The 12993-nt window shown below is 68.8% G+C and carries 12 protein-coding genes; 4 read left to right on the forward strand and 8 right to left on the reverse strand.

Going from position 1 to position 12993, the window contains the following annotated elements:
• Window positions 1–7: 7 nt before the first annotated feature.
• From ACT3UN_RS08260 to ACT3UN_RS08285, 6 genes are all read right to left on the reverse strand, one after another.
• Complete coding sequence (locus ACT3UN_RS08260) at window positions 8–601, reverse strand: MarR family winged helix-turn-helix transcriptional regulator (protein WP_301444249.1); 594 nt, start codon at window positions 599–601, stop codon at window positions 8–10.
• A 129-nt stretch (window positions 602–730) separates the two neighbouring features.
• Window positions 731–2245, reverse strand: a complete 1515-nt coding sequence (gene cls, locus ACT3UN_RS08265; protein WP_441583015.1) for a cardiolipin synthase — start codon at window positions 2243–2245, stop codon at window positions 731–733.
• Between the two features lie 74 nt (window positions 2246–2319).
• On the reverse strand, window positions 2320–3096 hold the full coding sequence (locus ACT3UN_RS08270; RefSeq protein WP_301443518.1) for an exodeoxyribonuclease III: 777 nt from the start codon (window positions 3094–3096) through the stop codon (window positions 2320–2322).
• Between the two features lie 63 nt (window positions 3097–3159).
• A complete protein-coding gene (locus tag ACT3UN_RS08275; RefSeq protein WP_301443517.1) occupies window positions 3160–4299 on the reverse strand; it encodes an N-acetylglutamate synthase, CG3035 family in 1140 nt (379 codons plus the stop codon).
• Window positions 4292–4927 (reverse strand): peptide deformylase, encoded by a 636-nt coding sequence (locus ACT3UN_RS08280; RefSeq protein WP_441583010.1) that lies wholly within the window; start codon window positions 4925–4927, stop codon window positions 4292–4294. Before ACT3UN_RS08280 ends, ACT3UN_RS08275 begins: the two co-directional genes overlap by 8 nt.
• Window positions 4928–4956: 29 nt before the next feature.
• On the reverse strand, window positions 4957–6282 hold the full coding sequence (locus ACT3UN_RS08285) for an MFS transporter (protein ID WP_444656892.1): 1326 nt from the start codon (window positions 6280–6282) through the stop codon (window positions 4957–4959).
• Between the two features lie 134 nt (window positions 6283–6416).
• Between ACT3UN_RS08285 and ACT3UN_RS08290 the strand changes: the two genes are divergently transcribed.
• Genes ACT3UN_RS08290 through ACT3UN_RS08300 form a run of 3 tightly spaced genes read left to right on the forward strand, consistent with a single transcriptional unit; the run spans window position 6417 to window position 8748 of the window.
• Window positions 6417–6653, forward strand: a complete 237-nt coding sequence (locus ACT3UN_RS08290) for a DUF3263 domain-containing protein (protein WP_301443514.1) — start codon at window positions 6417–6419, stop codon at window positions 6651–6653.
• Window positions 6654–6705: 52 nt separating this feature from the next.
• The gene (locus tag ACT3UN_RS08295; protein ID WP_441583012.1) at window positions 6706–7542 is read left to right on the forward strand and encodes a LytR C-terminal domain-containing protein; all 837 of its coding nucleotides are present in this window, start codon (window positions 6706–6708) and stop codon (window positions 7540–7542) included.
• Window positions 7543–7566: 24 nt separating this feature from the next.
• Window positions 7567–8748 carry a glutamate--cysteine ligase gene (locus ACT3UN_RS08300; RefSeq protein ID WP_441583013.1) on the forward strand — a complete coding sequence of 394 codons (1182 nt, stop codon included), beginning with the start codon at window positions 7567–7569 and terminating at the stop codon, window positions 8746–8748.
• 264 nt (window positions 8749–9012) lie between these two features.
• On the opposite strand, the gene ACT3UN_RS08305 is transcribed toward ACT3UN_RS08300, so the two are convergent.
• Together ACT3UN_RS08305 and ACT3UN_RS08310 are read right to left on the reverse strand one after the other, a co-directional pair.
• Entirely contained in the window at window positions 9013–9636 is a 624-nt protein-coding gene (locus ACT3UN_RS08305) for a hypothetical protein (protein WP_301443579.1), read from the reverse strand.
• A 204-nt stretch (window positions 9637–9840) separates the two neighbouring features.
• Window positions 9841–11265, reverse strand: coding sequence for a M20/M25/M40 family metallo-hydrolase (locus ACT3UN_RS08310; RefSeq protein WP_441588342.1), 1425 nt, complete (start codon window positions 11263–11265; stop codon window positions 9841–9843).
• Window positions 11266–11430: 165 nt separating this feature from the next.
• On the opposite strand from ACT3UN_RS08310, the gene ACT3UN_RS08315 reads away from it, so the two are divergent.
• Window positions 11431–12930 carry a glycosyltransferase family 2 protein gene (locus ACT3UN_RS08315; protein ID WP_301443581.1) on the forward strand — a complete coding sequence of 500 codons (1500 nt, stop codon included), beginning with the start codon at window positions 11431–11433 and terminating at the stop codon, window positions 12928–12930.
• Window positions 12931–12993 lie beyond the last annotated feature (63 nt).

Below are 12993 nucleotides of genomic sequence, written 5' to 3' on the forward strand. Positions count from 1 at the left end.
GCCAGTGTCAGTTCCGGCTGCGCTGGATGTCCTCGATCAGGCTCTCCGCGGCGATCGACAGGTTACGCAGCGCGGGTACGCCGCGGCGCAGCTTCGCCAGGTCGCGACCGTCCATCCGCCGTGCCGCGCGGGCGATGAGCATCGCCCACTCGTCGGTGATCGAGTTCAGCATCTCGATGCCCTCGTCGGACAGGTAGAGGTCCTGGGCCCGGCGGTCCTGGTCGTTGGCCTGGCGCAGCACCAGCCCGGAGTTGATCAGACGCCGCACCGTGGCGGAGACGTTCGACGCCCGCAGGAACCGCAGACGGGCGATGTCGGAGACTCCGCAGCCCGGGTGCTGGGCGATGAAGTGCAGGACCTCGATCTCCGACTGCGAGATCGCGAGCTTGTGGTTCGGACGGTCCATCAGGCGGCGCAGTGCCGAGAGGAAGTCGTAGACCGCCGTGGCGATCTCGGCGACGTCGATCTCCGGCAGGATCTCCGGGGCACGGTGACCGCGGATCTGGTCCTGGACCGGGTCCGAGCCGAGGTCGTTGACGAAGTCGGCGAAGTCATCGGCGGACTCGGTGGAGTCTGCGGTGTCCCGGATGTCTTTGGCCATGATGGGCTCCTTGTCCGCTACAGGCTAGCTTCTGTCGTGAATCTCGGTCCTGTCCGCTCCCACGCTATCGGACCCCGTCCGGCACCGTGGTAGTTTCCAAGACCTATTGTTTATGACATTGTAAGCCATTTACTGGAGCGCGGACGTAAGGCGGGCGACATTCTCGACGTAGCGCCTCATCAGCGGCCGGTTCCCCCACTCCTCACCGGTGAGTTCCTTGCAGTCGGCGCGGTAGACCTCGGTGACGTCCATCATCGCCGCCAGCAGGTCACCGTGCCCGGCGAGCATCGTCACCTCGTAGTTCAGTCCGAAGGACCGCATGTCCATGTTCGACGAGCCGATGATCGCGAGTTCCTCGTCGGCGATGACGTACTTCGAGTGCAGCACCGCGGGGTAGGGGTAGCGGTAGATCTTGATGCCGGCCTCGAGCATCTCCGCGTAGTACGACGACTGCGCGTAGTCCACCATCGCCTGGTCGGCCTTCTCCGAGACGAAGAGTTCGACCTCCACGCCGCGGTACGCGGCGGTGGTCACCGCGTCCAGCAGTGACTCGTCCGGAACGAAGTAGGGGCTGACCAGGACGAGGTGTTCCTTGGCGTGGTGTGCCACGGAGGTGAACAGCCTCAGGTTCGGTTCGGTGGTGAACCCGGGGCCGGACGGGATGACCTGCAGGATCTCGTCTCCGGAGTCGGGGACCTCGGGGGCGTTGTTGGCGTTGAGCCAGCGGGTCGCCTGCGACGGGGAGAGCAGGTCGAGCTCCTCCTTGGACTCGGTGAACCAGTCGACGGCGAAGACGGTGTCCAGGCTCATCACGATCGGGCCGGTGACCTCGGTCATCACGTCGATCCAGTGGCGGCCCTCCTTCTGGTTCTTCGACATCATGTAGCTGGAGTCGATCATGTTCTGGCTGCCCATGAAGGCGGTGTGCCCGTCGACGACCACGATCTTGCGGTGGTTGCGCAGGTCCGGGCGGCGGAAACGCCACTTCAGCGGCTTCAGCGGCAGCATCAGCATCCACTCGACCCCGATCGAGCTCAGTCGTTTTCCGAGCTTGCGGTAGCCCGGGTACTTCCAGCTGCCCACGTGGTCGAACATGAGGCGCACCTTCACACCGCGCTGCACGGCGCGTTCCAGCGCGTCGAAGAACACGCCGGTGGTGTCGTCCCAGGAGGTGATGTAGATCTGCACGTGCACGTAGTTCTTCGCGTTGTCGACCGCCTCGGCCATGGCCTTGATCGACGTCTCGTAGTCGGAGTGCAGCGCCACCATCCGGCCGGTCGCCGCCGGCATGGACGTGAGGTGACGGTTGAGGTGCATCATGCTGCGGATCTCGTCGGTGACCTCGAAACCGGCGGGGACGTCCGGCTCGTCGTGGCTCACCGTGCGGATCAGCTCGTTGGCCTGGTTCTGGATCTTGTGGCGCCGCCGGTTGATGTACGGCGAGCCGATGAACAGGAACAGGATGATGCCGGCGAAGGGGATCAGGAAGATCGCCAGCAGCCAGGCCATCGCACTGGTGGGTTTGCGCTGCGAGGGCACGTAGCCCAGGGCGATGAACTTCAGGGTGTAGTCCAGCAGCACCAGCGCCCACTGCCACCACTCCAGCCCGCCGCCGACGACGTTGCCGAACAGGGGGAAGCCGATGCTGTCGGGGGTGAAGAAGTCCCAGAAGTCGGAGGCGAGCACGAGGTCCGGGGCGGCCAGTACCGCCAGGGCGCTCACAGCGCGTACTCCACGATCACGGGGGCGTGGTCGGACGCACCCTTGCCGCTGCGTTCGTCCCGGTCCACCGAGGGCGAGGACGGTTCCACGCCGCGGCAGTACTGCAGGTCGATGCGGATGCCCTGGTTCTTCTGGAAGCGCATCGCCTGGTAGTCCCAGTAGGAGTAGGTGCCCTTGAGGTCGGCGGTGGCCTCGGTCATGCCGCCGCGCTCCCGGACCGCCTCGAGCGCGGCGCGCTCACGCGGGGTCACGTGCGTCTTGCCCTCGAACCAGGAGCGGTCCCACAGGTCCTCGTCGGTGGGGATGATGTTGAAGTCGCCGACCACGACCACCGGCACGGCCGCGCCGTCCTTCCCCGTCTCCAGGTAGGACGCCAGGGCGTCCAGGAAGTCCAGCTTGTAGGTGAAGTGCCGGTCGGAGATCTCCCGCCCGTTGGGCACGTAGAGGCTCCACACCTCCACGCCGCCGCACACCGCACCGACGGCGCGCGGCTCGGTGACGGGCTCCTCGGCGGGATCCTTGCTGAAGCCGGGCTGCCCGAAGTCGGTGCGCACGTCGTCCAGACCGACCCGTGACAGGACCGCCACGCCGTTCCAGGCATTCTCCCCGGCGTGGGCGTGTTCGTAGCCGAGGTCGGAGAAGTCGGGGAACTGCGCGTCGGTGCACTTGGTCTCCTGGAGACACAGGACGTCCACGTCCGAGCGTTCCAGGAAGTCCCGGACGCGCTGTTCCCGGGTGCGCACGGAATTGATGTTCCAGCTGGCGATCCTCATGCCCTACACCATATCTTTTTCGGGCGGGATTCACTCCGGGTCCACCCCGGGTTGAAGGTCGCCTTACCTTCGGCCCGTGTCGTTTATGGCTGCAGGGGTGTCGGGACCGTCCAGCGTGAGGCAGCGGTGCCGGTGGTGCTCGGCGAATCCGAGGGAGCGGTAGAGCCCGAGTCCGGCGTCGTTGGACGCGATGACCTGCAGGTAGCTGCGGGTGGCGCCGTGCTCGCGGCCCCAGTGCAGCATGGCGGTGCCCATGAGGCGTCCCAGGCCGCGACGGCGCCACCGCGGGTCGACCTCGACGGCGGAGTAGCCGAGGTGCTGTTCGCGTCCGCCGGCGGTGACGGTGCCGCGGGTGACGGCCACGAGTCGCCCGTCGACGGTGAGGCGGGCGAAGCCGAGCGTGCCGTCGATGCGCGAGGCGAGCAGGCGCAGCGCGTGCTCGGGGAGGGGTTCGCCGCGGAAGTGGTAGAGGCTCAGCCACTCGTCGTCGGGTTCGTCGTCCACCGAGAACTCCACCTGCACACCGGGCACGTCGGGCAGCTCAGGCAGCTCACCTTCCAGGCTCCGGGTCATCACGATGATCTCCGGGCCGGACGTGGCCCCGGGCAGCCCCGCCAACTGCTCGGCCGGACGCGCCACGCGGTCGGGCAGCAGGATGCGCGTCGGCAGGTCGTGGTCGCGGTAGAACTCCCGGATCCGCTCCAACGGCACCGGGGTGGTGCCGGTCTCCGGACCCAGCGGCACCGCCGAGTTGGAGCGTTCGGTGATGCCGTCGCCGGCACGCATCAGCCAGCCGCCGACGGTGTCGTTGGTGATGCCCGGGAACGCCGCGGCCGTGGCCGCCTCGACGGCGCGGATGTCGGAGGTGCGCACCGGACGGTCCGCCAGCGTCTTGAGAACCACCACGTCGGACGCCGCGATCTCGTGCACCTCCCCGGCCGCCGTGCGCACGCGCAGCGGGTCGACGGAGTCGACGACGCCGATGACGTCGGTGACGAGCGGACGGCCCGTCGCCGGATTCATCTCGGGGCGTCCTGCGCCGTTTGTGCCCGAACGCACGAGGCGCCGGACGGTGGCGCGCACCCCCGCCCGCACCCCGGCGGGGTCGGTGTGTCGCGAGACCGGGAACGGCAGGCCCGTGACGGACGGGGCGACGGCCCCGGCGTGGGCGCCGGACCAGGAGGTATCAGGTTGCTCAGTCATCGTGGCCGAAGGGGTCCGGGTCCACCCCGGGGGTCCAGGAGTTGCCGGGCACGGTCCATCCCTCGCGCTTCACGGTCTTCTTCGCCGCACGCTTGTTCCGGCCGATGAGGGTGTCGATGTAGAGGAAGCCGTCGAGGTGGCCGACCTCGTGCTGCAGGCAGCGGGCGAAGAAGCCGTGGCCCTCCACGCTGACCTGCTCGCCGTGCTCGTCGAGCCCGGTGACGCGTGCCCAGTCGGCACGTCCGGTGGGGAAGTCGTGGCCGGGGACGGAGAGGCAGCCCTCCACGTCGACCTCCTCGTCCGGCATGGTCTCCGGGATCGTGGAGGTCTCCAGCACCGGGTTGATCACGCAGCCGCGGCGCATCGGGCCGCCCTGGGCGTCGACCTCCTCGGCGGGCTTGCGTGAGCCGTCCGGCCCGTCGATGTCGGGGCAGTCGTAGATGAAGAACCGCTGGGCCACGCCGACCTGGTTCGCGGCCAGGCCCACCCCGTGGGCGCGTTCCAGGGTCTCGTACATGTCGGCGACCAGCTTCTGGAAGCGCTCGCCGCCGATCTCCGCCTCGTCGACGGGTTCGGTGGGGTTGTGGAGGACGGGGTCGCCGCAGATGACGACGGGGAGAACTGACATGTGCTCCAGAATAACCGCCCCGCGCGACGTCACACGCTCAGGTCACACTTTTCCACGGACTTCGGCACCAGCCACACGGCGATACCCGACACGATCGCCATGGCGGCGAGGTAGACGCCGATCGTCCAGGACCGTCCCGTGGAGTCCAGCAGCAGCTGGGCGATCATCGGGGCGAAGGCGCCACCGAGGATCGAGCCCAGGGCGTAGCTGATCGACGTGCCGGAGTAGCGCACCTCCGCGGGGAACATCTCGGCGTACAGCGCCGACTGCGGGGCGTAGGACGGTGCCAGCCCGAACGTGAGCACCACGATCACCAGCACCAGCCAGAGCAGCTCGCCCTTGTCGACGAAGAACCACATCGGCACCGCCCACACCGCGATCAGCGCGTAGCCGATCATGAAGGTCTCGCGGCGTCCGATCTTGTCCGAGACCCGCCCGGACCAGATGGTGAGCACCAGCCAGGACACACCACCGATGAGCGTGGCGATCAGGGTGTGCGACTTCGGCATGCCCAGCGCGTTGGAGCTGTAGGACGAGAAGAAGGCGATGATCATGTAGCCGGCGGCGTTGTTTCCGGCGAAGATCAGGGCGGCGAGCAGCACGCGGCGCCAGTGGTTCTTGAACAGGCTTCCCAGCGGTGCGGAGGCCTCCTTGCGGCGCGCCTGCATCTCCAGGAACACCGGCGACTCGTCGACGGCGCGGCGGATCAGGTAGCCCATGGCGATGAGCACCACCGAGGAGATGAACGGGATGCGCCAGCCCCAGCTCTGGAACGCCTCGTCGGACATGTTGCTGGTCAGCAGGAACATGAAGGACGACGCCAGGATCAGGCCCAGCGGGACGCCGATCTGCGGGTAGGAGCCGAACACGCCGCGCTTGTCGCGCGGGGCGTGCTCGACGGCCATCAGGGCCGCCCCGCCCCACTCGCCGCCGGCGGAGAGTCCCTGCAGGATGCGCAGCAGGATCAGCAGCAGCGGTGCGGCCACCCCGATCGTCCCGTGGGTGGGCAGCAGGCCGATCAGTGCGGTGGCCACGCCCATGCCGAACAGCGTGACGACCAGGACCATCTTGCGTCCGTAGCGGTCACCGAGGTGGCCGGCGACGACCGCGCCGAGGGGGCGGAACAGGAAGCTGATGCCGATGGTCGCCCAGGAGACCACCTGTGCCAGCGGGGAGTCGCCCATCGGGGCGAAGAACAGCGGGGCGAAGACGAAGGCCGCGGCCTGCGCGTAGATGAAGAAGTCGTACCACTCGATCGTGGTGCCGACGAGCGTGCCGGCGAGCACGCGCTTCTGCTCCGGTGTCTGCTTCTGTGGGGCTTCGGACCGTTCGGTCGTGGACGGGGAGGTGCTCATGTATGTCTCTCTGGGTCTCTCCGGGATGGGGACGATTCACCGGCGGGTCGTTCGTCCTGGCAGCAGTACTGTACGCAACAGTGACGCCATGATGAGGTGAAACTACCATCCCCGCTCGTCTAAACTGATTCACCGTGGAGGAACAGAGTGCAGATACGGGGGTGGGTGTCTCGCAGCGTGAACGCGAGATGCTCGACTTCGAGTCGCTGTGGTGGCGCGACGAGGGGGCGAAGGGGGAGGAGATCCGACGTCGCTTCGGCGTGACTCCGGTGCGTTACTACCAGCAACTCAACGCGTTGATCTCGCGTCCGGAGGCGTTGGACGTGGCCCCGGTGGTGGTCAGGACGTTGCTGCGGCGCAGGGGCGACTGAATCCGGGGTGTCGTGTGGACGTGACGGGTGTGACTGTCGTTAGTATTGGGGCGTGACTGATCAGAGCGGACCCCGACACGGAGACGACTCCGTCTACGACCCGAACCCGGACACGGCCTACGACGACGACTACGCCATCGACCCCGAGGCCGGTGCGGCAGGTGCCGGTGCGGCCGGTGCTGGTGCTGCCGGTGCCGGTGCCGCCGGCGGTACCGGTGGCCCGCCGCTGCGCGGGCTGGCCATGGTGCTCACCGCCGTCGCCGTGATCCTGATCGCCTGGGGCATCTACGCCGTCGTCGGTGGGGACGACGACGAGACCGACACCGCCGGCGCGACGCAGAGTCAGTCCGCCGGGCAGGACGACGCGTCCGACGCTGACTCCGACGCGGCGTCCTCCCCGCAGGACGGCGCGGACGCCGGTGCGTCCGACGACGCCGCAGCGTCCGGCGCGGAGGGTGAGAACGGCGCAGACGGCGCAGACGGCACTGACGGTGCGGCGTCCGGCGACGACGGCGACGACGGCGCTGAGGGTGCCGGCGACGAGCCGTCCTCCGGCGAGGTCGACCGCGCGGCGACAGCCGTCACCGTGCTGAACAACAGCGGCGAGCCTGTCGCCCAGTCCACCGCCGACCGCCTGCGTGGCGAGCAGTGGACCAACATCGGCTACGGCAACCTGCGCGGGCGCATCGACGGCATCAGCGAGGAGTCGCGCGTCTACTACCCCGAGGGCAACGCACAGTCGCAGGCCGCCGCCGAGCAGGTCGCCGTCGATCTCGGGATCTCCGCCGCCGCCGGCAACCCGGACTACTACAACCGCTTCGGCGAGGCCGACGTGCGCAACGGACCGAAGGCCGACGGCGTGGTCGTCGTGCTGACCGGCCCGCTGTGACCGTGATGCAGTAACATCCTCCCCATGGAATTTCCGTCCTCCGCCCCGACGGTCGGCATCGAGTGGGAGGTCGCCCTCGTCGACCCCGGGACCAGGGACCTCGTGCCCCGCGCCCCCGAACTCGTCGACGCGCTCGACGAACGCTTCCCGGGCCACCGGGTCACCCGCGAGTTCCTCGCCAACACCGTCGAGATGGTCACCGGCGTGCACAAGACCATCCCCGACGCCGTCGAGGACCTGCGCGAACAGCTCACGCAGATCCTCAGCGTGGCCGACGACCTCGGCGTGGGCGTGTTCTCCGCCGGCACGCACCCCTTCGCGCACTGGGGCGACCAGATCCTCAGCGAGAAGGACAGCTACCAGGAGATCATCCAGCGCACCCAGTACTGGGGACGCCAGATGCTGATCTGGGGAATCCACGTGCACGTCGGCGTGGGCGGACGCGACCGGGTGTGGCCCATCATCAACGCCGTGATGACGCAGTACCCGCACGTGCTGGCTCTCTCGGCGTCCTCCCCTGCGTGGGAGGGGCTCGACACCGGCTACGCCTCCAACCGCACCCTGCTCTACCAGCAGCTCCCCACCGCCGGCATGCCCTACCAGTTCGCCGACTGGGACGAGTGGGAGGCCTTCAACGAGGACCAGGACCGCTCCGGGGTGATCAACCACACCGGCTCCATGCACTTCGACGTGCGTCCCTCCAAGTACGGGACGGTGGAGGTCCGCTTCGCCGACGCCACCATGGACATCCGCGAGGTCGGCGCCATCAGCGCCTTCATCCACTGCCTGGTCGTGCACTACGAACGCGAGTGGGAGGCAGGACGCGACCTGCCGAGTCTGCAGCACTGGCACGTCGCCGAGAACAAGTGGCGCGCGGCCCGTTACGGCCTCGAGGCCCTGATCATCACCGACCGCGAGACCACGGAACGCTGGATCACCGAGGACATCGCCGACTGGCTCGACGTGCTCGCACCCATCGCCGAGGAGTTCGGCTGTGCGGACACCCTGCAGGACGTCCGGGGCATCATGGAACGTGGCGGCGACTACGCCCTGCAGCGCGCCGCGGCCCGCGAGGCCGGTGCCGCGCTGGAGCCTGGTGTGCGCACCCGTGGTGACGTGGGCGCGGAGGAGGGGTTCACCCAGCCCGAGGCGTGGATCGCCGCGGTGGACCTCACGGTGGACACGCTGAAGCGCTCGGTGGAATAGTCGCCCGCCCAGGCAGGGTTTCGGGCTGAAATGCTGCCTGGGAGGGTGTTCGCTCTGCGTTGTGGGGGAGGAGGGCGGGGCGGAGGCGCCCGGGGTCCGGACATGTGCCGGTCCTGGGGCCGACCGCACCCTCGCGCGGCGGTGATGTAGCGCGATCACCCTCCCAGGTAGCGAATCGGGGTGATTGCCTACCTGGGAGGGCGACTATTCCGCACCGCGGGGAAAGGCGGAGCGGGAATGGAGAGGGGGAGTGCTCGGCGCGCTCTACCCGTGCAGCCGGCCGGCGGCGGAGGTCAGCGCGCTGGCGATGGAGAGGTCACGGTCGGCACCGAAGCCCACGGCCCACACCTTCTTCGTCTCGTGCTGCGCGAAGACGAAGGTCACGGTGGCCTCGAAGATGTCGTACTGGTGGAACTCCAGGATCTCCACGCGTCGACCGTGGTCGGCGAGGATCTGGGTCATGGCGGACGCCGCGCCCATCGAGGTGATGGAGACCTGCGTGCCGGCGTCCTCCCGCAGACCGGTCAGCGTGATGTCGAAGCAGCGCCGACCCGCGGGACGCCGCGTGGTGGTCATCGACTCGACCCGGTAGGTGGCGGGGGCGTAGGTGGCGACGAACTTGCGCCACTCCATGCCGCGGGCCTCCTGACGCATCCCGGCGGGCAGGCGGTGGCCGAAGCGGGCCCGGAAAGGGTCCTCGGCGAAGACGCGGCTGCGGCGCTTCTCCAGGCGGGTGGGGTTGCCCTCCCGGTAGGTGACGGCGGTGGAGCGTCGCACACCGGGGCGGCTGGTGTAGACGGGCGTGAGGCGTTCGTCGCGGGCGTCGTCCGTCCGTGCGAAGCGGATCATCGTGGTGGTGGGCATCCGGTTGTCCTGTGACTCGAACATCAGTGGGTCTTCCCTTTGTGCTGGTTACCGTCGGTGGGATGTGGACCGACGCAGCAGCCTGCGAGTAGCGTGACTTCCCCGTGGTGGAGGGGTCAGTCCGCGCCTCCACCCGGGTGGGCTACTCGCTTGAGGGTGTTGATCATGGCGATGATGTTATCTGCATCACTGTCCGAGGGCAACCCCGGGGTGGACGGGCCCTGAACCCTAGGTGGACAGTGCCCCCGAACGGGCGAGGAACAGCAGCTCGGCGGTGCCGATCGCGGCGATCTCGGTGGGGTCCACGGACTCGTCGGCGGAGTGGATGCGGCAGGACGGCTCCTCGATGCCGAACAGGGCGAGTTCGGCGTCCGGGTAGCGCTCCAGCAGGGCGTTGCTCAGCGGGATCGAGCCGCCGGAGCCGATCTCGGCGGTCTCCTCGGCGTCGTAGGCGTCCGCCAGGGCCTGGGCGAGCAGCTTCAGGGCGGGCCCGGAGGTGTCCGCGGAGAACGGGGACGCCAGCGACTGGCGTTCGATGCTGATCCGCGCGTGGTGGGGGACGTGCTCCTCCAGGTGCTTGACCAGTGCGTCCTGCCCGACCTTGGGGTCCATTCCCGGCGGGATGCGCAGGCTGACCACGGCGCCGGCCTCGGCGACGACGGCGTTGACGGAGTCGGCGACCGAGAGGGAGTCCAGGCCGGTGACGGTGATCGAGGGGCGGGAGATGGTGAGGTCGTTGGGGTTGAGGCCCTGCGCCGCACCGAGGACGTCGACACCGTCGAGGACGCCGGCGTCGGTGCGGAAGGTGGCCTCGTCGGGGCCACGTCCCTCCCAACGGGCGTCGGACGTGAGCCCGTCGACGGCGACGAGGCCGTCGTCGTCGTGCAGGGTGGCGAGCAGCCGGACGAGGGCGAGCAGGGCGTCCGGCGCGGCACCGCCGAACTGGCCGGAGTGCATGGGCTGCTCCAGGGTGCGCAGCCGGACGGTGACCGGCGCGGTACCGCGCAGGGCGGTGCAGACCGCGGGGACGCCGAGGGCGTCGTTGCCGGAGTCGGCGATGAGGAAGGTGTCGGCGGCGAAGAGCTCCGGCTCGGACGCCAGGAGGTCCTCCAGGCCGTAGCCGCCGCGCTCCTCGGAGCCCTCGACGACGACGCGCACACCGATGCTGCGCAGCGCGGTGGCGGTGGCGTCGTCCAGGTCACCGGAGTCGAGCAGCGCGTTGACAGCGCGCAGCACCGCGAGGTGCATCACGACGTGGCCCTTGCAGTCCGCCGCGCCGCGTCCGTACCAGCGCCCGTCGCGCTCGGTGAGCTCCCAGGGCGAGGACGTCCAGTTCTCGACGTCGCTGGCGGGCTGCACGTCGTAGTGCGAGTAGAGCAGCACCGTGGGCCAGCCCTCGGCGGCCTCGCGCACGCCGATGACGGACACTGAGCCGTCGGAGGTGGTGTGCGGTTCGACGGGCACGCCCTCGGCGCGGAAGGCGTCGGCGACCCAGCGCGCGGCGTCGGCGTTGTCGGCCTCCAGGCCGGGGGTGGAGTGCACGGAGCGGAAGGCGACGAGGTCGGTCAGCGCCTGCTGCAGCCACGGCATCTGCTCGGTGACGGCGGCGCGGGCGATCTCGGCGGAGAAGGCGGTCGAAGTGTTCTCAGGCATGTCCACCAGCCTAGTCCGCTCGCTTCCGGCGCCGTCCGGGTGGCTTACGCGACGCGTCCGGGGGACCACGGTGATTTCTTGTGGAAAACCTGCGGGAAGAGGGGGCCGTTCCTTGAGGTCGGTCGTTCAGAATGAGTTCACAGCCACCCGGAGAGAGGAAATCCGATGACCACCACCCAGACCCACCTGGACCCGCCCGTCGCGATGCCCGCGCAGGAGAAGATCGTGCAGGAGAAGATCGTGGAGACCACCGACAACGGTTTCGTGACCGTCACGTCGCAGGGCTCGGTGTCGCAGACCCGCCCGCACACCTCCATCGCCTGCGTGATCCCGGCGTACAACGAGGAGGACTCCATCGCCGGCGTCCTGGACTCCCTGCTCGCACAGTCGCGCCCGCCGGAGGTCGTCCACGTGGTCATCAACAACACCACCGACCGCACCTTCCCGATCGCCCGGAGCTACGCCGGTGAGCACCTGCAGGCGGGCGAGGGGCCCGGGCACACGGTGGAGACCTACTCGACCTACGTTTTCGTCCACGACATCGGTGAGAACGCCGACAAGAAGGTCGGCGCCCTGAACTACGGTTTCGCGAAGGTCTGCGACAGTTTCGACTACCTGCTGGGAGTGGACGGCGACACGATCCTGGAGTTCGACACCGTGGAACGTCTCGAGCAGGAGGCCCGCTCGGAGTCCCGCATCGGCGGCATCTCCGCGATCTACACCGTGGACCACGCGTCGAGCCGCGGCGTGGTGTCCTCCTTCCTCACCACCGGGCAGCGCGCGCAGTTCGCGGCGTTCACCATGGACAACCTGCTGCGCGGGCGCAACATGGCGGTGCTGGGCGGGCAGTGCTCCCTGTTCTCCATGCAGGCGCTCAAGGACGTGATGGAGGCCAACCGTCAGGCCACCCCGTGGGTGCGCGACAGCGAGGTCGAGGACTCCCTGCTCTCACTGCAGCTGCGCAGCATCGGGGCGGCGACGAAGATCAGCGCCACCGCACGCGCCTTCGTCGGCGGCATGCACACCGTCCGCGCGCTGGACGGACAGCAGGTCAAGTGGAACTTCGGCGCCATCGACCTGATGTGGCCGGGCCAGCGGTCGACCACCGCGGGCCAGCCGTTCCACCCGAACCTGCGGCTGCGGTGGTTCGAGAACATCTCGATGCTGGGCAACATCCTCATCCGCCTGGGGTTCCTGCTCCTGCTCGCCGCGTCGCTGAGCATCGACGCCTTCGTGTTCAGCCCGATCTGGCTGATCCCCCCGGCGGTCTCGGTGGTGCTGAACCTCAGGATCGCGATGTCGATCAAGGGCCACACGGCCCGCGACATCCTGTTCGCCCTGCTCTTCTTCCCCTCGGAGATCTACCTGTGGATCCGCATGGGCCACTTCATCCGGGCCTGGGCGAAGTTCTTCAGCAAGGCGCAGACCGACAACTGGGCGGCGCAGGCGAAGGCGGAGGGCGGCCGTGGTTCCGCCTTCCTCGCCCCGCTGGTGGTGGCGGCGTTGATCGTCGGCGGCGCGATGTACGCGTGGTTCCAGCAGCCGGCCGGTGTGCAGTCGGCGATCCTGTCGCTGGGGTGGCCGCTGCTGTACATCACGACGATGGTCATGACCTTCTTCATGCTCCGCAAGGCGGTCCGCCGCCACCACGGCTTCACCGTCTAGCCGTGGATACGACGAGAGCAGGGCAGGACGCCCGGGCCGCCGCACACCGCGGCCGGGGCGCTG

Origin of the sequence: Corynebacterium sp. AOP12-C2-36 (assembly GCF_052379185.1) — a bacterium.
Taxonomy (GTDB): Bacteria; Actinomycetota; Actinomycetes; order Mycobacteriales; family Mycobacteriaceae; genus Corynebacterium.

Bases quoted from the DNA above. Each gene is read 5' to 3' on its own strand.
- ACT3UN_RS08280 (WP_441583010.1), bottom strand. From the start codon at position 4,927: ATGTCAGTTCTCCCCGTCGTCATCTGCGGCGACCCCGTCCTCCACAAC.
- ACT3UN_RS08310 (WP_441588342.1), bottom strand. From the start codon at position 11,265: ATGCCTGAGAACACTTCGACCGCCTTCTCCGCCGAGATCGCCCGCGCC.
- ACT3UN_RS08315 (WP_301443581.1), top strand. From the start codon at position 11,431: ATGACCACCACCCAGACCCACCTGGACCCGCCCGTCGCGATGCCCGCG.
- ACT3UN_RS08285 (WP_444656892.1), bottom strand. From the start codon at position 6,282: ATGAGCACCTCCCCGTCCACGACCGAACGGTCCGAAGCCCCACAGAAG.
- ACT3UN_RS08260 (WP_301444249.1), bottom strand. From the start codon at position 601: ATGGCCAAAGACATCCGGGACACCGCAGACTCCACCGAGTCCGCCGAT.
- ACT3UN_RS08270 (WP_301443518.1), bottom strand. From the start codon at position 3,096: ATGAGGATCGCCAGCTGGAACATCAATTCCGTGCGCACCCGGGAACAG.
- ACT3UN_RS08300 (WP_441583013.1), top strand. From the start codon at position 7,567: ATGGAATTTCCGTCCTCCGCCCCGACGGTCGGCATCGAGTGGGAGGTC.
- ACT3UN_RS08305 (WP_301443579.1), bottom strand. From the start codon at position 9,636: ATGTTCGAGTCACAGGACAACCGGATGCCCACCACCACGATGATCCGC.
- ACT3UN_RS08275 (WP_301443517.1), bottom strand. From the start codon at position 4,299: ATGACTGAGCAACCTGATACCTCCTGGTCCGGCGCCCACGCCGGGGCC.